19 protein-coding genes are annotated in these 19,495 nt (G+C 58.2%); 8 read left to right on the top strand and 11 right to left on the bottom strand.

Annotated features, from left to right (window positions below):
• Window positions 1-193: 193 nt before the first annotated feature.
• From gutQ to ACL2XQ_RS07570, 7 genes are all read right to left on the bottom strand, one after another.
• Entirely contained in the window at window positions 194-1,159 is a 966-nt protein-coding gene (gene gutQ, locus ACL2XQ_RS07600; RefSeq protein WP_413722452.1) for an arabinose-5-phosphate isomerase GutQ, read from the bottom strand.
• A complete protein-coding gene (gene srlR, locus ACL2XQ_RS07595) occupies window positions 1,152-1,925 on the bottom strand; it encodes a glucitol operon DNA-binding transcriptional repressor SrlR (RefSeq protein WP_410015708.1) in 774 nt (257 codons plus the stop codon). The genes gutQ and srlR overlap by 8 nt, the downstream gene beginning before the upstream one ends.
• Window positions 1,926-2,024: 99 nt before the next feature.
• The gene (gutM, locus tag ACL2XQ_RS07590; protein ID WP_410015709.1) at window positions 2,025-2,384 is read right to left on the bottom strand and encodes a transcriptional regulator GutM; all 360 of its coding nucleotides are present in this window, start codon (window positions 2,382-2,384) and stop codon (window positions 2,025-2,027) included.
• 60 nt (window positions 2,385-2,444) lie between these two features.
• The gene (gene srlD / locus ACL2XQ_RS07585) at window positions 2,445-3,224 is read right to left on the bottom strand and encodes a sorbitol-6-phosphate dehydrogenase (protein WP_413728659.1); all 780 of its coding nucleotides are present in this window, start codon (window positions 3,222-3,224) and stop codon (window positions 2,445-2,447) included.
• Between the two features lie 25 nt (window positions 3,225-3,249).
• On the bottom strand, window positions 3,250-3,612 hold the full coding sequence (gene srlB / locus ACL2XQ_RS07580) for a PTS glucitol/sorbitol transporter subunit IIA (protein WP_413740200.1): 363 nt from the start codon (window positions 3,610-3,612) through the stop codon (window positions 3,250-3,252).
• A 23-nt stretch (window positions 3,613-3,635) separates the two neighbouring features.
• Entirely contained in the window at window positions 3,636-4,661 is a 1,026-nt protein-coding gene (locus ACL2XQ_RS07575) for a PTS glucitol/sorbitol transporter subunit IIB (RefSeq protein ID WP_413722448.1), read from the bottom strand.
• 15 nt (window positions 4,662-4,676) lie between these two features.
• Complete coding sequence (locus tag ACL2XQ_RS07570) at window positions 4,677-5,225, bottom strand: PTS glucitol/sorbitol transporter subunit IIC (protein WP_410015713.1); 549 nt, start codon at window positions 5,223-5,225, stop codon at window positions 4,677-4,679.
• Between the two features lie 669 nt (window positions 5,226-5,894).
• Between ACL2XQ_RS07570 and ACL2XQ_RS07565 the strand changes: the two genes are divergently transcribed.
• From ACL2XQ_RS07565 to ACL2XQ_RS07540, 6 genes are all read left to right on the top strand, one after another.
• Window positions 5,895-6,545, top strand: coding sequence for a response regulator (locus ACL2XQ_RS07565; protein WP_413722447.1), 651 nt, complete (start codon window positions 5,895-5,897; stop codon window positions 6,543-6,545).
• Window positions 6,545-8,326, top strand: a complete 1,782-nt coding sequence (locus ACL2XQ_RS07560) for a sensor histidine kinase (protein ID WP_413733125.1) — start codon at window positions 6,545-6,547, stop codon at window positions 8,324-8,326. Before ACL2XQ_RS07565 ends, ACL2XQ_RS07560 begins: the two co-directional genes overlap by 1 nt.
• Window positions 8,327-9,015: 689 nt before the next feature.
• The gene (argG, locus tag ACL2XQ_RS07555) at window positions 9,016-10,353 is read left to right on the top strand and encodes an argininosuccinate synthase (RefSeq protein WP_410015716.1); all 1,338 of its coding nucleotides are present in this window, start codon (window positions 9,016-9,018) and stop codon (window positions 10,351-10,353) included.
• Between the two features lie 230 nt (window positions 10,354-10,583).
• Window positions 10,584-11,666 carry a toxin glutamine deamidase domain-containing protein gene (locus ACL2XQ_RS07550; protein WP_413728661.1) on the top strand — a complete coding sequence of 361 codons (1,083 nt, stop codon included), beginning with the start codon at window positions 10,584-10,586 and terminating at the stop codon, window positions 11,664-11,666.
• 101 nt (window positions 11,667-11,767) lie between these two features.
• Window positions 11,768-13,048 carry an FAD-dependent oxidoreductase gene (locus tag ACL2XQ_RS07545; RefSeq protein WP_413728662.1) on the top strand — a complete coding sequence of 427 codons (1,281 nt, stop codon included), beginning with the start codon at window positions 11,768-11,770 and terminating at the stop codon, window positions 13,046-13,048.
• A gap of 48 nt (window positions 13,049-13,096) precedes the next feature.
• A complete protein-coding gene (locus ACL2XQ_RS07540) occupies window positions 13,097-14,401 on the top strand; it encodes an alpha/beta fold hydrolase (RefSeq protein WP_413728663.1) in 1,305 nt (434 codons plus the stop codon).
• A gap of 9 nt (window positions 14,402-14,410) precedes the next feature.
• Here the strand turns inward: ACL2XQ_RS07540 and ACL2XQ_RS07535 are convergent, their stop codons facing one another.
• The 3 genes from ACL2XQ_RS07535 to ACL2XQ_RS07525 all read right to left on the bottom strand — a co-directional run bounded on the left by ACL2XQ_RS07535 (window position 14,411) and on the right by ACL2XQ_RS07525 (window position 16,904).
• Window positions 14,411-14,956 (bottom strand): GNAT family N-acetyltransferase, encoded by a 546-nt coding sequence (locus ACL2XQ_RS07535; RefSeq protein WP_410015720.1) that lies wholly within the window; start codon window positions 14,954-14,956, stop codon window positions 14,411-14,413.
• Window positions 14,957-15,007: 51 nt separating this feature from the next.
• The gene (locus ACL2XQ_RS07530) at window positions 15,008-15,973 is read right to left on the bottom strand and encodes a 2-hydroxyacid dehydrogenase (RefSeq protein WP_413728664.1); all 966 of its coding nucleotides are present in this window, start codon (window positions 15,971-15,973) and stop codon (window positions 15,008-15,010) included.
• A gap of 139 nt (window positions 15,974-16,112) precedes the next feature.
• Window positions 16,113-16,904, bottom strand: a complete 792-nt coding sequence (locus ACL2XQ_RS07525) for an SDR family oxidoreductase (RefSeq protein WP_413740198.1) — start codon at window positions 16,902-16,904, stop codon at window positions 16,113-16,115.
• Between the two features lie 183 nt (window positions 16,905-17,087).
• On the opposite strand from ACL2XQ_RS07525, the gene ACL2XQ_RS07520 reads away from it, so the two are divergent.
• Window positions 17,088-17,537 (top strand): DUF4385 domain-containing protein, encoded by a 450-nt coding sequence (locus ACL2XQ_RS07520; RefSeq protein WP_410015723.1) that lies wholly within the window; start codon window positions 17,088-17,090, stop codon window positions 17,535-17,537.
• Between the two features lie 109 nt (window positions 17,538-17,646).
• A complete protein-coding gene (locus ACL2XQ_RS07515) occupies window positions 17,647-18,768 on the top strand; it encodes a mechanosensitive ion channel family protein (RefSeq protein ID WP_413740197.1) in 1,122 nt (373 codons plus the stop codon).
• A gap of 134 nt (window positions 18,769-18,902) precedes the next feature.
• Here the strand turns inward: ACL2XQ_RS07515 and ACL2XQ_RS07510 are convergent, their stop codons facing one another.
• Window positions 18,903-19,172, bottom strand: coding sequence for a DUF1471 domain-containing protein (locus ACL2XQ_RS07510; RefSeq protein WP_410015725.1), 270 nt, complete (start codon window positions 19,170-19,172; stop codon window positions 18,903-18,905).
• Window positions 19,173-19,495 lie beyond the last annotated feature (323 nt).

Below are 19,495 nucleotides of genomic sequence, written 5' to 3'. Positions count from 1 at the left end.
GTAGGGCTACGTTAACCGATATCCTCTCCGGCATCTAATCAAATAAACTGATAGAGATAGTCAAAAAAGTATCATGTTATTTAATCTGATGACGCCGACAGCAATATTGTCGCGGTTGATAAATAAAAGCATGAGGAAAATAGTTCAACCTGCCGTGGGTAATAATACCGCGATGGATTATAGCCGCGCCCGGTCAGCCGATCCCCGCCTGATGCAAATCGTGCAGATTAAGCGCGCCGACCAGGCGTCCCTCGGTATCCACGACCGGCGCGGCGGTGATATGGTGCTGGTGCAACGCCGCCAGCGCCGCCCCGGCCCGCCATTCCTGCGGCAACCGATAGCCCGGCTGGGTCATGGCATGCCCGACGCACTCGTCCAGTCCATGTCCTTTCACCAGCCAGCGGCGCAGATCGCCGTCGGTAAATACGCCCGCTACCCGATTTTCGCTATCGCATACCGCCACCAGGCCAAGACCGGTTCGGCTCAGTTCCAGCATGGCGTCCAGCACGCTGTCCTGCTGCTTGATCCTGGGCAAACGGTCGTCGCGGCGCATGACATGATGCACCCGGTTCAACAGACTGGCCCCCAGGCTGCCGCCGGGATGCGATCGGGCGAATTGCTCGGCATCGAATCCGCGGTAACGCATCAGCGCCATCGCCAGCGCGTCGCCGATCATCAGCGTGTTCACCGCGCTTGACGTGGGCGCCAGCCCCATCGGGCAGGCCTCCCGCTCAACGCTGATATCCAGCACGCAGGCGGCGGCCTGCGCCAGCGGTGAATCAAGGTTGCCGGTAATGGCCACCACCGGGATACCGCTTTCGGCCAGCAGCGGCAAAATCAGCCTCAGTTCCTGGGCGCGGCCGGAATAGGAGATAAACACCACCACGTCCTGGCTGCCTATCATGCCCAAATCGCCGTGCAGCGCCTCGGCGGGGTGGACAAAAAACGCCGGCGTGCCGGTACTGGCCAGCGACGCGGCGATCTTTTTACCGATATGCCCCGATTTGCCCATGCCGGAAATCACCACCTTTCCCCGGCAGCCGAGCAACAGCCGGCAGGCGCGCGTTACGCTGTCGTCCAGGCGGTCGCGCAGGCGCCGCGCTTCGGCGATCTCGATATCGAGGGTTTCCCGCGCGTACGCCAGCAACCGGTCACTCATCGTCTTCTCCCACCAGCATCACTTCAATGCCCCTCTCCCGCAGCGCGGCCAGGTACACCGGGTTAATATCGCGATCGGTGATCAGCAGATGGACGGCGTCCAGTTCGCAGACCACGTTGGGGCTTTTACGACCGAATTTAGAGGAATCCACCAGCAGGATGAGCTGCTGCGCCGCGCGGCACATGGCCTGGCTAACCGTGTGGACTTCGTTGAAGGTGGTCACGCCCGCGTTCAGGTCCACCCCGTCCGCGCCGATAAACAATTTATCGAAACTGAAATGGGAAAACGCCGCTTCGGCCAGGCTGCCGTGAAACGATGCCGAGTTTTTACGATAAGTCCCCCCCGGCATCAGGATGGTCTGATCGTTATCCAATTCTACCAGTTCATTGACAATCGTCAGGCTATTGGTCATCACGGTGATATTATTAAACTGCGCCAGATAGGGCACCATTTGCAGCACGGTACTGCCGGCATCGAAGATCAGGGAATCGCCGTCGTTAATCAGGCCGGCGGCCCGGCGGGCGATTTGCTTTTTCTTGGCGGTATTGATATGGGTCTTGCGGTCGATGGGCTGATCGCCCTCCTCCCGGCTTAATACTACCCCGCCATAGGTGCGGATAACCGCCCCCTCTTCTTCCAGCAGGGTTAAATCCTTGCGTATAGTGGTACCCGTGGTGGCAAAACGACTGGCAAGATCCTCCACGGCCGTTTTACCGTGCGTTTGCAGGTATTCCAGAATTGCCGCATGGCGTTGCTTTGGTTTCATAACAATTTCCGAATCGATTGGCGAAATAGCCACTGACGGAGATTATACCTTGAATACCATTCCAAATGAAAGATACCAGCTTTTAAAATGAAAATATCCTCATTTCGGTTCAATCGCTAAAGACAGCGCGGTTTGCAATGCCGGATCGCGCGGAAATATGACATACGGAATGAGCTGTGCTTTTGACAGGCCGATTAACGCCGTCAGCCGCCGTGGCCGGGCAAATACCGTGATGCCGCGCAGGATAAAACCATCGCATACCCGCTGCTCGCCGTCAAAAGCCAGCGCCAGTACCACCCTGGCCTTAAAGCGGCCGGCGGAACGGCCCACGCCCACGTGTCCCCGCAGGCACAAGGCGTCGAAAGCGCGGTTGAAACTGCGGATTTGCCATCCGCCCAGGATAATCTGGCCTATCCAGGCCACGATCGCGATTGACACCAGCAGCGCCGTTGCACTCATCCGGGCATCTCCTCCAGGAATAATTGCCCCGCCGGAGGCTTCCGGCGGGGTGGGTGCGGGTCAGAACATCACCTGCCCGCCGGTAATATTGATGGATTGCCCGGTGCAGTAAGAGGCTTTGTCACTGGCATAAAACAGCAGCATATTCAGCACATCCTGATACTCGCAGCCGCGTTTCAACGGCACCTTGTCGATATAATACTGTTCGACCTGATCCGCGCGCAGGCCAAGCTTTTTCGCATATTGCGGCAACAGCGACTGGAACATCGGCGATTTAAGCAAGTTGCCCAGCATCAGCGAGTGAACGGTGATGCCGTACTCCGCCAGATCCAGCGCCAACGATTGAGTCAGTCCCACGCCGCCGAACTTGGCGGCGCTGTAGCCCGAATTATGCTTACTGCCCACTTTACCCGACTTGGAGTTTATCTGGATAATCCGCCCGGCGATGCCGTCACGGATCATGAGTTTGGTAAATTCGCGCGCGCACAGGAAATAGCCCACCAGGTTCACCTGCAACGACAGATCAAAATCCACCAGTGCAAACTGGGTGATGGGCGCCGCCTTGGCCAGGCCCGCGCTGTACACCAGCAGGTTGACCTGGCCGAACTGCTGGTCGACCTGCTGCGCCAGACGCGTCACGCTCTCTTCATTCGTCGCGTCCGCGCCAAAACCAAATGCCGTTCCCTCCCCCAGGCGATCGTTAATATCCGCCGCCACCTGCCAGGCATGCTGCGCATTTAAATCGGCCACCGCCACCCGGTAACCGGCCTGCGCCAACCCTGCGCATAAAAAGGCGCCGAGGGTTTGACCACCACCAATGACTACCGCAACCTGCTTCATACACGTGCTCCTACAGAATAATAAATCAAGACAAAATGGCTAATACGCTGCCGACGGGGATATCGGCCGGGGTCGGTCCCGCGACATGGACGGTGCCGGGATATTCCGCCTGCCCGGCGCCGTCAAAACGGATGGTGATATGGCCCAGTTCGCGCAGGTTACTGGTCGCCACGTCGCCCACCGCGGTGATGGGGAACGCCTCGTTCGCCAGGGTCAGCGTCTCGCCGGCCCGCAGCTCGCCCTGCATATCGCCGTGGCGGTGGATAAAACAGTAGGACTCGATATCTTCCGGCGCGCCCTCGCGGAAGGTAATCAGCATATTGTCGGCCAGCGACTCGCGCGCGTTTTCGCCGACGCGGGTAAAGGTGGTCTGGTAAATCGTCTGCATACAAACGCCCTCATCAAAAGACTTCATTGGTAAATAAAACCGGATACCGCCCAGGCCAGCAGAACGGTCGGCGCGCCGGTCAGGAAACGACCGACCAGTACCGACGGCACCCCTACCCGGACCGTATCCTGCTTGGCTTCGGCCAGCGACAGGCCGACCGGGATAAAATCGCAGGCCGCCTGGGCGTTGATGGCGAACAATGCCGGCAGCGCCAGATGGGGGGGAATATGGCCTTGGCCTATCTGTACGCCGACGAGGACGCCGATAACCTGCGCTATCACCGCCCCCGGGCCGAGAAACGGCGATAGCAGGGGAAAGGAGCAAATCAACGCCAGCGTCACCAGGCCGATGGGGCTATTGGCCAGCGGCGTCAGGCCGTGGGCGATAAAATCACCCAGTCCCGAGGCGATAATGATGCCGATAAGCGCGGAGACAAAGGCCATAAAGGGCAGTATGGTTTTCAGCACGGTATCAATGGTTTCGCGCCCGGCCTGGAAAAATACCGCCACCACCGATCCCATGCCCATGCCGACTTTCGCCAGCAGCCCGTCGCTTTGCTCGGTAATTTTTTTGCTGGTGTCGTAATCACGGCCGGCGCCCTTGGCCGCCGTGCCGGTATCCCTGACGCGCTCGTTGGCGGCCTGCGGCTGCGGCGACGCGTTGGCCGCCTGGGTATCATCATCCGCCAGCAGTTGGATATTCTGCTCACGCACGCCGGAGACATAAATGTCCTCCAGGATAAATTGTGCCAGCGGACCGGAGCGGCCGGTGGCATGGATATTGACCGTGGGAATGCGCCGCTTGGGGTAAATGCCGCAGCGCAGGGTGCCGCCGCAGTCAATCACCACCACGCCTATCTCATCCGCCGGCGGTTCCCCTTCCTTGAATCCGTCCACCGCCGGCCAGCCGGTGAGCCGGCTCAGGCGATCGACAATCGCCGGACGCGTGCCCGCCGTGATGTACACCACTTTTTTGCCCGGCACGGCCTCAATCAGCAAGGGCCCGCCCCAGCCGCTTTCGCCTTTTTCAATACGGATAAATGTATTCATCGCCTTCTCCTGGGATTACAAGCGGACATGCTGATCAAGTTGGATATGCATTTTGCGTTCAAAAATCGACGTGGTCAGATCGGTTATCCACCCGCGGAAAAAGTTGGTGAACATGCCGACCAGCAGGTAGCTGACCGCCAGCGGCCCCAGCGGCAGGTTCAGCGTGGTCAGCCCGTTGGCGATGCCGAGATAGACAAACAATTCGCCGGGGTTGATATGGGGAAACAGGCCGTTCATGGAGTGGCAGCTGTAAGAGGCGGCGGCGTAATAGCTGGGTTTGTATTTTTCCGGCATAAAGCGGCCGAGGCTTAAGGTCATCGGATTGCAAAAGACAAAGGTGCCGATAACCGGCAGCAGCAGATACCGCGACAACGGATTACCCGCGCAGCGCTGCGCCAGACGTTCAATCCTGCTCTGGCCCACAAAAACGATCAGGGCATTCATAATGACCAATAAACTGATAAGCAGCGGGAGGATGCCGGTAACCATGCCGACAAACACCGAACCGCCTTTTTGAAACAGGCCGATAAACCACTCGGCGCCGTGGGCGATCACGTCAATCATAATTTTCTCCATTTCGGGGTACAAACAAGGAAAAGCACCTTTGGCAATACGGGCGTCGATATACTGCGCTGCTTAAGATAGGCGACTTAGGTTATGGTTTGTTAGATATACGTCACGTTTTGAAAGTTATTTCTTTTGAAATGAAATATCATTGATCGTTTTTGTAATCTTAATGAAATGCTGATAATGACATTGCGGGGATCAGGGTCCTGAGGGGGCCGGCGGAACGGGCAAAAGAAGGAACAAGACGGCGCGCGTTAAGTGCCAAAACCGATACCGGCGCCATCCGGACATTTTCACTTGAGGTTAATCTGAAAGCGACGGCTTTTACATTGCCCCTGCGCCGGTGATAAAACGCTATATTCTCTTTAGTTCAACATCAGCATTAGCAGATTATTTCGCACAAAAATCATCGCCAACCGGATGCCCCTCGCCATGCGCCTCAACTACGCGTTGCCGCCAGCCTGATGAAGTAAAGATAGCGATAAGAATGTTAACCCGCCGTTACCGGGTTCTTCACAATGCCGCCATTCCATGTAAAACTGGATCCGCCGATTTCATCACCAAAAATAATTAAACCGGCCTGGTGTCAGGAGGGTCACTCCAGGAGCAGACCATTCCCCATCCTCTTTGGGCTTATTAATTTAAATGCTACCCCTTGGCGTAATCATGAATACTTCCAGCATTAAGGTTTTACTGGTTGAAGACGACGAACCCATGCGCATGGAGTTCGAGTCCATGGTGTTAAGCCATCCCCGCCTGACCCTGGCGGGAAGCGTCGCCACCCTGGGCGAGGCATGGGCGTTGCTGCGGCATACCGATCCCGATGTCGCCATCATCGATCTGGGCCTGCATGACGGCGACGGTATTGAATTGATTAAGTCGCTGCAGCAGCAGGCGGCGCGCACCGCGGTGCTGGTCGCCACCATCTTCGGCGACGAGGCCCATGTTATCCGCGCCATCGAGGCCGGCGCGCGCGGATATCTGCTCAAAGATACCGCCATTGATGAATTCGCCCGGGCGGTGGAGCTGGTGCACGCCGGCGGCGCCCCGCTATCGCCGCAGATCGCCCGCCATTTGCTTAAACGGTTCGAACCGGCGGAAAAATCCAGCGCCGCGGTGCGCCCGGATGGCCTGACGACGCGGGAAATCGATATCCTGCGGCATATTTCCCAGGGTTTTACCGTGGCGGAATCCGCACGCATGCTGAATATCTCGACGCATACCGTCGCCACCCATATCAAGAATATCTATAGCAAACTGGCCGTTCATAATCGCGTGGAGGCCATTATCCAGGCGCGGAACCAGGGCTTGATCTAATGCGCCCGCTCCTTCGGCGACGCGGGCTGTGGGCCGGGCTGGCGCTGCTGCTAAGCCTGACCCCGCCTGCGGGTGCGTCTTCTTCCCCGGCCGGCGGCGCCGACGCGGCGCTGGCAACGCGGCTGTTGGATCGCGCGGAGTTTATCTACAGCCGCGATGCCACGCCGCCCGCACGGCATGGCGAGACGGTAGCATTACCGGATAACTGGCGTCTGCGCATCCCGGCGTTTAGCGGCATTGCCTGGTATCGGCTGGATTTCCATCTTGACGCGCCGCCGGCGCAGCCGCTGGCCTTATACCTGCCGCATCTATCAGTGGCCGGGGAAGTCTGGCTTAACGGTTCGCTGCTTAACCCGGGCGTGCGTTTCAACGATGCCGCTGGCCGCCACGTTGAACCCATGAAGGAATCGCCATTATATATCGTGCTGCCGGCCGGGTTGTTCCGCAGCGGCGCCAATCAGCTGGCCGTCAGGCTGGAAGGGGACAGCGCGCTGCGCAGCGGGCTTTCCGCCATCCGCCTGGGGCCCGCGCTGGCGCTGCGTGACCTGTGGTTTGAGCGGTATCTTTTGCAGGTCATCGTCCCCTATGTCCTTCTGGTGCTGATTGCCGGTTCCCTGTGTTTCCTGGTGGCCTACACCTGGCGGCAAAAGCGCGTGTTCATCATCCAATTCGCCCTGCTGGCCTCGCTGGCCACGCTGCTCGCCTATCTCGCCGACCTGGCTATTCCCCTCGGGGCCCAGGAAGGGTTGCGGGTGATGATCACCACCATTATGTATTGGGCGCTGTGCGTGGCGGGTTATCGCCTCTGCGGCGCGCGGCTGCGCTGGTTCCCCCCATTGCTGCATGGCCTCACCCTGCTGACGGTTATCAGCGTCGTGGCGCTGATGCTGCTGGGCAAGGCGACGGATCGCGCCTGGCTGATAACCTGGCCCCACGTACTGCTGCGCCTGGTGCCCATCGCCCTGCTGCTGGCGCGGGGCTGGTCAACCCGTTCGGTAAAGCTTATCGCCCTGTCGCTGACCGCGCTGATATGGACGCTCAGCGTCGCCCAGTCTTATTTGATTATTATGGAATGGTTGCCTTGGGACAGTTTTCGCTGGAGTTTTGTCGGCGCGCTGCCGTTTTGTTTTGTCATGATCTATTTTTTTGCCGAGCGGTTTATCATCGATCGTGAAGGCAGCCAGATCGAAAAGCGCGCGGCAATTATCGCCGAACGCGCGCGCATCCTGCAGGACATGCACGACGGCATGGGAGCGCAGCTGATAACCGCGCTGCGCCTGGCGCGCCGCCGCGACACCGACCCGGAGGAACTGGCCCGCCATATCGAGGAGTCGTTACAGGACCTGCGTTTGATTATCGACTCGCTGGACCTGGCCGAGCATGATCTGCTGCCGCTGCTGGGCAACCTGCGCTTTCGGCTGCAGCCGCGCCTGAGGGCGCTGGGCATTGCCCTGGAATGGGATGTGGCGCCCATTCCCGCCCTAAACTACCTGACGCCGGCGTCGGCGCTATCCATACTGCGAATTGTGCAGGAAGCCATTAATAACGCGCTGCAACATGCGCAGCCTTCCCGGATCCGCATCGAGGTCAAACCGATAGGCGATGAGGTCATGGTGCGGGTCGCCGACGACGGCCACGGCATGCTGCCCGATCTTATCCGGCCGGGTTCGCGCGGACTGGCGGGCATGCATGCGCGCGCCAGTAAGCTTGGCGTGCGCCTGAGGGTACAGGGTGGAGCGGGGGGTACCGAAGTGGCGTTATATCTGCCGTTTTTGGGCTAGCGTCTTTATTATAATCAGGAGAATACCGTAAACAGGGTATGCGCCCCCACCCTTGATTACGTACACTTTGCGTCAGTAGGATGCTGGTTGCCGCACATTGCGCGGCAGGTTGTGGGCATGCTGCGTTTACTGCAGGTTATATCATTAGATACACAGCATAGTTAGATTACGTTAATATTGCACTAGGTGATAAAATGCAAATCATTTTACCTGTAATAGGTTTAATCTTGTTAATGGTTTTAATGGTATTTTCATTATTAATGCATCAAAAAAATAAAAGCAAAACAAGATTACCCAACAGATATACCGAAATCAAAGCCAGAAAACGGTTGCGCCTATTTCATTAAGAATAGGATTATCCTTACAAAGGCAAAAGCTATTCCACCCGGTGGCGACACGGGGTGGAATATTTTCTTTATTATTTCCCACCCCTTATTCTTTCATGGCTTCCTCCCCCAAGGTTCTATTGCCAAGCGCCCCCTACCCGCAGCGGGCCGTCGGGATAAAAACCGGCGCATCGCCGCCGGCGCGCGGGCAATGCATTGCAGGGTAGCGTTTACGCTTCAGTTTCCTTAAGATGAAGGTATCATCTGATGGCAAAAAGGATTGGCTCGCATTGAGGATCCCAGGGGTGACGCGATGACGGGCGATGGCACATTTTGCTGTACTTTTCTTATAGGGCTTAATTAATGGAAACGATTCTCAGGCACCTTCCGGTCAACCAACGCGTAGGTATCGCCTTCTCCGGGGGCCTGGATACCAGCGCCGCGCTGCTGTGGATGCGCCAGAAAGGGGCGGTCCCTTATGCCTACACCGCCAATCTGGGCCAGCCGGACGAGGACGATTACGACGCCATCCCGCGCAAGGCGCTGGCCTACGGCGCGGAAAAGGCCCGCCTTATCGATTGTCGCCGGCAACTGGTGGCGGAGGGCATCGCCGCGCTGCAGTGCGGCGCCTTTCACAACAGCACCGCCGGCGTCACCTACTTTAACACCACACCGCTGGGCCGCGCCGTCACCGGCACCATGCTGGTGGCCGCCATGAAGGAAGACGGGGTCAATATCTGGGGCGACGGCAGCACCTACAAAGGCAACGATATCGAGCGCTTCTATCGTTATGGTTTACTGACCAATGCCGAGCTGAAAATCTATAAACCCTGGCTGGACACCGACTTTATCGATGAGCTGGGCGGGCGCCATGAAATGTCGGAATTTATGGCCCAGGCCGGGTTCGATTATAAAATGTCGGCGGAAAAAGCCTACTCCACCGATTCCAACATCCTTGGCGCCACCCATGAAGCCAAGGAACTGGAGTTCCTGAATTCCAGCGTAAAAATCGTCAATCCGATCATGGGCGTCAAATTCTGGGACGAAAGCGTGCGGGTCACGGCGGAAGAAGTGACGCTGCGCTTTGAGCGCGGCCTGCCGGTGGCGATTAACGGCGTCGTCTTCAGCGATCAGGTTGAGCTGATGCTGGAGGCCAATCGGGTAGGCGGCCGCCACGGTCTGGGCATGAGCGACCAAATTGAAAACCGCATTATTGAAGCCAAGAGCCGCGGCATCTATGAGGCCCCCGGCATGGCGCTGCTGCATATCGCCTACGAACGCCTGGTGACCGGCATCCATAATGAGGATACCATCGCGCAATATCACGCCAACGGACGCCAGCTCGGCCGCCTGCTTTACCAGGGCCGCTGGTTCGATTCCCAGGCGCTGATGCTGCGCGACTCGTCGCAGCGCTGGATCGCCAGCGAGATCACCGGCGAAGTCACGCTGGAACTGCGCCGCGGCAACGATTATTCCATTCTTAATACCGTATCGGATAACCTGACTTATATGCCGGAGCGCCTGACCATGGAAAAAGGCGATTCCGTCTTCTCGCCGGAAGACCGTATCGGCCAGTTGACCATGCGCAACCTGGATATCGCCGATACCCGCGAAAAGCTGATCAACTATATGAGCACCGGCCTGCTGTCCGCCAGCGACAACAGCGGCCTGCCGCAGCTGCAGGATAAGACCGGCAAATAATAGTATGATATTTTCTGATAACCGGCGCTGTATTATCAGCGTGGGTTATCATTTTGATCGCCCGCCGCCGCCAAAAAATCATTGCATGATACCTTAATCAAATATTGTATTTATTTACCTCGATAATTTATTTACAGTAAATTCAATTTACATAAAACCCGATTTATTTTACTCCGCGTTAGTTTTAGCGTATTAAGGCCATGGTTTATTACTTTGAAGAAATAGTTACCATGCAAATTGAAAATTTCCGTAAAACACACCCATTGATAGTGAATGGCACTATTATCGCCACTCCGTTAATTGAAAAATTCAACACTATTAAGAACGCCGGGATCCCTTTACCGAATAAAGGAGATCATCGTAGCACATCACATTCTGTGGCTAATCCGGAGAGACCTGTCGGCCAGCGGGCTAATAACACCGCGTCCGGCAGCACCCAGCCAAAGGAAAAGATTGCAGCGGGTTCGTCCTTCTCGGGCCTTAGCGCGGCGCGCAACCCTCAGCCGGACACGGCGTACGCCGATGATAGGTCAACGGTCAGAGTGCAGCATACGTTGCAAAATGCGGAATTCACCTGCGACTCTGACAAGCACAACGTAGAGGATGAATTTTGCATTTTTGAGGTTCCGGCGCCATACACGGGCGACACGTCTCCCGTTAAAGCGCTCTGCCGCAATACCGAGCTGCCGGGTGGCCTTCAACCGCCAGAGTTTCGACAATCTTCGGGGAAAAATGCCATTTATAACATCCGTCTCGAAACCTATATCCGAGATACGCTGCTCATGGAGGTTAACCACCGCGGCAGACCGCCGTTTTGGTTAAGGCCGCTGGCCACCGTCGCCTCCTGGCTGGGGTTTCATGGCGTGGGTCAAACCAATTGCGTGTCATGCGCCACCGCGGTGGCCGACACGTTTAAAACGGGCATATTACACGGTGCCATACCCGATATGCGCGGCGGTAGCCTCAATACGTTTGAAACCTGCCAGGACGTCGCCATGACGCGATACGACTCGGTCGCGCAGTTAGCCGATAAACTCAAGAATTGCGGCGATATTAATGCGGTAGTGGCCTTGAGGAGACCGTCCTGGTACAAGCTGTTCAGCTCGGTGGACGGGCACGCCGTCAATATTGTCAAAGCCGGCGATACCCTCCATCTGATTGACGCGCAGAAAAAAATTCACATCCTCCTCGATGGCACCCTTGATCAGGGCACCAAATATCAGAAGCTGCTGCGGTTTATCGGCCCGATGTCGGCCGACGAGGGCGCTATTACCCTGGCCGATATCGGCTTCCCCCTATCCGCAAAACGGTAAGCCGCATCCTGGCGCCGGCCCGTTCTGGCGCTGATTCACTTGCAAGATGATAATTGATACGTATCATCAATTATCATCTTTTTATTGCCGCGGCACCTATTATGGCTGTGAATCCTTCCCGTCCCGACCTGTCCACCGGCGGCTCGCCCCGGCCGGATATCCATACCGGCTGCTGTATCGTCGGCGGCGGGCCGGCCGGCCTGATGCTGGGCTACCTGCTGGCCAGGGCCGGCGTCGCCGTCACGGTGCTGGAAAAACATGTTGATTTCCTGCGCGATTTCCGCGGCGACACCATTCATCCTTCGACGCTTGAGATACTGCATCATCTCGGTCTGCTGACGGACTTCCTGGCGCTGCCGCACCAGCGGGTGGAGAAACTGCGCGGCGAATTCCACGGCGAGACCGTGACCCTGGCGGACTTTTCCCGCCTGCCGACCCGGTGTAAATTTATGGCGTTTATGCCGCAGTGGGAATTTCTTAATTTCCTGGCGCAGCGCGCCGAAGCCCTGCCGTGCTTTACGCTGCTGCGCGCCACCACGGCGCGGGAACTGCTTACTGCCGGCGGGCAAGTGCGCGGCGTGCTGGCGACCGGGCCGGACGGTATCACGCTGCGTATCCATGCCGCCCTGGTGGTGGGCGGCGACGGACGGCAATCCATGGTGCGCGCCGCCGCCGGCCTGCCGGTACGTGAATTCGGCGCGCCGCGCGACGTGATATGGCTGCGACTGCCCAAGCAGGCCGACGACACGCAACAGGCCAGCGGCCACGGCGGCCCGAAAAATAATTTTATCATGCTCGATCGCGGCGACTACTGGCAGTGCGGCTATAGCATCGCCAAAGGCAGTTTTGACACCCTGCGCGGGGAAGGACTGGCGGCCCTGCTGCGGCGGGTGGCGGAGGTCGCGCCGTTCGGTTATGACCGCCTGGCCGGCGCCGTCGCCGACTGGTCGCAGCTTAAACTGCTGGTGATACGCATCGATCGTCTGCAGCGCTGGGCCGCGCCGGGGGTCTTGTGCATCGGCGATGCCGCCCATGCCATGTCGCCCATCGGCGGCGTCGGCGTCAATCTGGCCATCCAGGATGCCGTGGCGACGGCCAACCTTCTCAGCTTTCCGCTGTCGCGGGGCCGGGTCACCCTGCGTCAGTTAAATAAGGTGCAGCGGCGCAGGCGTTTTCCCACCTGGGCGTTACAATCGCTGCAAATTATGCTCACCGGCAAAAACAGCCGGCCGCGGGATCCCGCGCGCAAACCATCCGCCATCGGCGGCTGGATGCGGCGTCAGCCCTGGGTGCCGGCGATCGCCGGGCGCATTATCGGGCTGGGTTTTCGCCGCGAGCTTCCCCGGCCCTTGCCTTCGGCGAGACCCGGCGCATCCCGGTAGACACCCCGCCCCGGCCCATTATCCGGTCATTTATTCCATAAGGAGACGATGTTGATATTGTCCGAATTCATTATTCCCGGCATGCTGATCCGCGATCGCCTGGTCACGGTGCCGCTGGACTGGGCGCATCCCGACGACGGCCGTACCATCAAGGTGTTCGCCCGAGAAGTGGTTGATCCGATGCAGCGCGACGCTGATTTACCCAGGCTGGCCTATATCCAGGGCGGCCCCGGCGGCAAAGGGCCGCGCCCGTCCGCCGGCGGGCCGGTATGGCTTGCGCAGGCGCTGAAAACCCACCGCGTGATCCTGGTCGACCAGCGCGGCACCGGCCGCAGCACGCGGGTGGAAACCGCCACCCTGGCCGCGTTTGCGCATGCCGGCGCCGCCGCGGATTATCTCTGGCTGTTTCGCGCCGACAGTATCGTGCGCGACTACGAATACCTGCGCGATCGCGTATTCGGCGGCGGCCGCTGGGAAATCCTTGGACAAAGCTATGGCGGTTTTATCGCCTTAAGCTACCTCTCCATGGCGCCGCAAGGCCTGGCGGCCTGCTATATTACCGGCGGCCTGGCCGGGCTGGACGCCGATGCGGATGAAGTCTATCGCCGCACCTATCCCCGGGTCGCCGCAAAAAATGAGAAGTACTATCGGCGCTACCCGGATGATGGTGCGCGCATCGCCCGGCTGGCGGACGCTATCGCGGCGCAGGATATCCACCTGCCGGACGGCGATCGCCTGAGCGTGCGCCGCCTGCAAACCCTGGGCAACGATTTCGGCCTGGCGCCGGGGTTTGAAAATATTCATTGGCTGGTGGAGGAGGCCTTCAGCGACGTGGAGGAAACGCGCTTATCCGACCATTTCCTCGCCGCGGTCATGGCGCTGACCTCCTATGACGGTAACCCGCTCTACGCCGTGCTGCAGGAAATTATCTACGGCCAAGGCGAACAGGCCAGCCGCTGGAGCGCGGAGCGCATCCGGGCGTCGTTTCCCGAATTTTCCCCGCAGCGCCGCCCGCTGCTGTTCACCGGTGAAATGATGTATCCCTGGATGTTCGAAGAGATCCGATCGCTGCGCCCCTTCCGCGAGGTGGCCGGGATACTGGCCGAACGCGGCGGCTATCCGCCCCTGTACGACCCGCTGCGGCTGGCGGCCAACGAGGTGCCGGTGGCCGCGGCTATCTATCACGACGATATGTTTGTCGATGCCGGGCTATCGCTGGATACCGCCGCCAGGGTCGGCAACCTGCAGGCCTGGGTGACCAATGAATACCAGCACGACGGCCTGCGCCAGTCGGCGTCGGTGCTAACCCGGCTCATGGAGGATATCCGCCTGCGCGGCGGGGCCATCCGCTAAAGCGGACCGCTAGTCCTGGCCTGGTCGATACTGCAGGCAATAGACATTATGATCGACATAGCGATCGCCGATTTTTTCCGCCCGCACCTGGCAATAATCGAATTCAAACCCCAGCCGCTGGGCCAGCCGGTTGCTGGGGCGGTTTGCCACCCCGCAGCGGATGATAAAAGTGTCCAGCTTGCCCGTTTCGCCATACCAGGACATCAATGCCTTAACGGCCCGCGACATCACGCCCCTGCCTTCAAAGCGCGCGGCCAGCCAATACCCGATTTCCGCCTGTTTATCATTAATAGTGTTAAAGGAGAGGATGCCGGCGATATCCCCGTCCCAGCGCACCACATACACAGCCGAACGGCCGGCGGCGAAATCGGCGCGGTTATGGCGGATATTGGCCAGGGTATCGCCGACGTTATTAATCAGCGGCGGCCAGGACAAATGGCGGCCCAGCCGTTGACGCTCGGCATGCACCAGGTCAAAAAGGGCCTGCGCGTCGCTTTCCTGTTGTAACGCGAGCATGAGCGAGGGAGGACTGATAAGTTCACGGTAATCCAACATGCCGGTTCCTTATTATGACAAAAAGACGTTGAGCGTCTTGAGCCTGAAAGATTATATCGCCATGCCCGGCACCGGCGTCAACACCGGCCTGCCGGCGAAAAAGCGGGTTAAATTCTCCAGCACCCGTTCAAACATGGCGTCCAGCGCCTCCGGCGAGCGCGCGGCCACATGGGGCGTCAGGATAATATTGTCCAATGCCAGCAGCGCGGCGGGCACTTCCGGCTCACCCTCCAGCACATCCAGCGCGGCGCCGGCGATGGCGCGGCGGCGCAGGCACGCGATCAGCGCCCCGGTATCCACCACGCTGCCGCGGGACACATTGACCAAAAAACCGTCCGCACCCAGCGCCGTAAGCGCCTGGGCATTGATCAAATGCCGGGTCGCCGCGCCTCCCGGCGTGCATACCACCAGGAAATCCGCCCAGCGCGCCAGCGCGTCCAGACTGGCGCAATAGCGGTAATCGCTGTCGGCGCGCGGTGTGCGGCTATGGTAGGCCACGTCCATATCAAACCCCATGGCGCAGCGTTGGGCGATTTTAAGGCCGATATTGCCCAGACCCAAGATCCCCACGCGCCGCCCGGTCAACTGCGGCCGGGTTCGCCGCGCCTGCTGCCATTCCCCGCGATGGACCGCGCGATCGAGGTCGGGGATATTGCGCACTATCGCCGCCAGCAGCGCCACCGCGTGGTCGGCGACGGCGGTGTCGTTGGTGCCGGCGCCGTTGGTGACCATAATGCCGCGCCCGCGCGCGGCGTCCAGATCGATCTTTTCAAATCCCACCCCCTGACAGCAAATCAGCCGCAGGTTAGGCAACGCGGCGATATGCGCCGCACTCAGGCCGATGGAGCCGATAGTCAGCACGGCCTCCACCCTGGCGGGGTCTATGCTGCCCTCAGCCGGCAGGATCGGACTATGCTCGTTCTCGCGCAACGCGGGACACAGGCGGAAACCGGCCTGCTCGAAGGCGGGACGGAACGCGGCGGGGATATCGACATGCAGCAATAACGAAATAGGCATAGGTCACAGGAGAAAACGAAGTATATTTATAACCATACATGAGATAGATGACGCATAAAAGTAGCCATGCTCTTAAATAGCGCCTGACGTCTTCAGGCCGATGCCGTTTCCTGAACGCACCTTTAGGGTGTACCGGCGCTTATTTCCCTGCCTGCGCTTTTTGCGCCTTGAACTGGGGATTCACCAGCATAAAGCCGCCATCGATAATAAACGATTGTCCGGTGGTATAGGCGGCGCCCTCGGACCCCAGCCAGGCAACCATCGAGGCTATTTCATCGACATGGCCCGGGCGTCCCAAAGGGATGCCGGGCTCTTTGGCGGTCCAGGCATCCTCTTCGCGCATATCATTGATTGGCGTGGCTATCATGCCGGGCGCCACCGAGTTGACCAGTATGCCGTAGGGAGATAATTCCAGCGCCATGGATTTGGTCAGGCCGCCAAGCCCGTGCTTTGCCGTCGTATAGGCGACGGCCGCGGGCAATGGGGTATGTTCATGAACCGACGTGATATTGACTATCCGCCCGCCCTGCCCTTGTTTGACCATGTGTCTTGCGGCGCGCTGCGCGCAAAGAAAAGCGCCGTCCAGCACAATGGAGAACGTCGAGCGCCAATCTTCGTAGGACAAATCCAGAAACGGCGCACCGGCACTGGCCCCGGCATTATTTACCAGCATATCAAGACGGCCGAAAGACCGGCTGAACTGGTCAATAACCTCCGCCGCGGCGGGCAACTGGGTCAGATCCAGCTGCAATACCTGGGCCTTGCGGCCAAGTTTTAACACTTCACCGGCGGTATCCTCAGCCCCACGCTGGTCTGAATGCCAGGTAATGCCGATATCAAAACCCTGTTTTGCCAAGGCGATGGCACAGGCTTTGCCGATCCCCGAGTCCGATGCCGTGACCACGGCGACGTTGCTTGCAGACTGAGTCATGGTGCTCTCCTCTGATAAACCGACGCGAATATCTTTATCGTTTCAGGACAATTGTCGGTTTCAAAAGTATAGCCTTTCAGCCGGAATCTTCCGGAACGCGGCGGGACGTCTGGGCGGCGGCTGGAGAGACATTTTTTTACCCTTTGGCTATCCTTAGAAAAACCTCAGAAATCGTACTACGTTATGTGCCCCTTTAATTACCAACAGGATTTTGCCAATACGGATTTCCGCCGCCATCCCGAACGGTATCAGGTAGGCCGCGGCGAGCAGGGCGTACTGCTGGTCGAGCCTTATAAAAGCGAGATTCTGCCGCACTGGCGTTTTAAAAACGCCGCTATCGCCAGAACATCGGCGGAAAAAATCCATGCTCTTTTCGAGCAATACCGCCGCCAGGATGATTTTGTCGGCATGGATATGGCGCGCAAATTTATCCAGATGGGCTATACCCGCGCCCGGCGTTACGCCAATCATCAGGGCGGCAAAAAATACGCCGCCGACGGTACCGTGCTGCCTTACATCGTTGACAGGCAAAAAGCCGATGCCGCCGCGGTATTTAAACACTATTGGGATCTGCTGCGCGCGGATGAGGATTACCAGCAACGCAAAAAACATCATCAGCGGTTGTACGGCTGACCGCGTGCACAGCCCCCATTTGCCGCCTCGCTGATGATGTGCCACTTTGTCATCACTATAATTTTTATAATGGGTTTGTATTTTTGATGGTCAACTTGGGAGACACCGAATGGAGATGTTGAGGAACCTGAATTTTTTCCGCCTTATCACCTCCGGCGATTTTTGGCTGAACATCGCCATTATTATCGCCGCCACCCTGATCATCCACTGGATTATCTCGCGCACGATCCAACTGGTGGGTCGCCGGGTGAAGCAGTGGAGCACCGGGCGGCACAGCGCCTTGTACCAAATTGCGGTTGAGATGCTGGACAACACCAAGCGGTTGCTGATTCTGTGCACCGCGTTTTTGATCAGCATGCGTTTTATCGAGCTGCCCGGCACATGGCACAGCGCCCTGGCGCACGGCTGGTTCCTGGTATTCGCCATCCAGATTGCCCTGTGGCTGGACAGCGCCGCCCATGTCTGGTCGCAAAAGGTGGTCAATCAGCCCGGCGCGGTGCGCAATACCGTGACCATGGTGATCCTGGGGGTAATGATTCGTTTGTTGATATGGGCGCTGATGCTGCTGTCCATCCTCGGCAATGTGGGCGTCAATATCACCGCGCTGGTGGCAAGCCTCGGCGTCGGCGGCATCGCCATTGCGCTGGCGATCCAGACCGTGCTGAGCGATGTGTTCGCCTCGCTGGCCATCGGTTTTGACAAGCCCTTTGTTATTGGCGACTTCGTGGTGTTCAATGATATCGCCGGCACCATCGAGCATATCGGGCTGAAAACCACCCGTATCCGCAGCCTGAGCGGCGAACAGATTGTCTGCGCCAACGCCATACTGCTGCAGCAGACCATCCATAACTATAAGCGCATGCAGACACGCCGCATCGTGTTCACCTTCGGCCTGGCCTATTCCACGCCCCCGGATAAGCTGCGCCTGGTGGGGCCGATGATTAAACGCATTATCGAAGAGGTTGAGGAAACCCGTTTTGACCGCGCGCATTTCCTGTCATTCGATAATTTCCGCCTGACCTATGAAGTGGTGCATATCGTCGCCAGCGCCGATTATAATAAATACATGGATATCCAGCAGGAAATCAATATTCGCCTGATGGAGGAACTGGCAAAAATGGATATCAAGCTGGCGATACCCACGCAAAATATTTTATTTACCGAAAGGGAATTCCCGCAGATAAAGGTACTGGAGCCAGGATTGCAGGAAAAGACGGCGGCGCCGCAGTAAATCACGCCGGGATATAAAAGACAGGAAGCGTGTTGATAATGCCGGCCGGGGACAGCCACGCTGCCGCGGGTCTACCGGCCGGGATCACCGGCGCGTATCCCCGCGCAGGCGCGGGGCGCGTCGTCACGAAATATTCAGCGATACAATTCGGCATCGCCCGACCACGTGCTGGAATCACCCGGGTTATCCACGCCGATAATACGGTAGTAAGGGGCATTTTCCTCCCTGGCCTTTTGCCGCAGCGCGTGCACCGCGTCGTCGGTGGAACCGGCCAGCCCGGACACTGACACCGTGCCGATGCTTTGATGCCCGGCCGCCTGCTGCTGGTTGATTTCCTGCGCAGCCTGACTGGAAAAAGAGATACCGGCGACGATGGCGGTAAATAGATAGGGTAATAGTTTCATAATCAGGTCCTCAGTGAGACGGGATCATCGGCCCCCGCGCCGTTTTCTGGTGCCGGCGCGGTGCGATCATCGAGGCTTGGTAATAACAGCGTTACACCAGAACGGTATAGCGGTAAAAATAAGAGTAGGCCAGGACGGCATCCACTGATATCGGGTGAATGTAACTTAATTTAACGGTGGCCATATATTAACAAAGTTTATACGTCTCCTTTCCCCCTTTAATTTACACCCAAGCGGGCCTCTCCTTTTTTTACTATTGAAAATCATCATATTTTAAATCTATGCCCATTCTCACCGAGAAGGGTTCATGTCAGCATTATACA

The sequence above is a fragment of the Sodalis sp. RH14 genome (genome assembly GCF_047324285.1).
Taxonomy (GTDB): Bacteria; Pseudomonadota; Gammaproteobacteria; order Enterobacterales; family Enterobacteriaceae; genus Acerihabitans.
The sequence above is the reverse complement of the archived record's forward strand: the minus strand, read 5'-3'. Positions and strand labels throughout refer to the sequence as shown.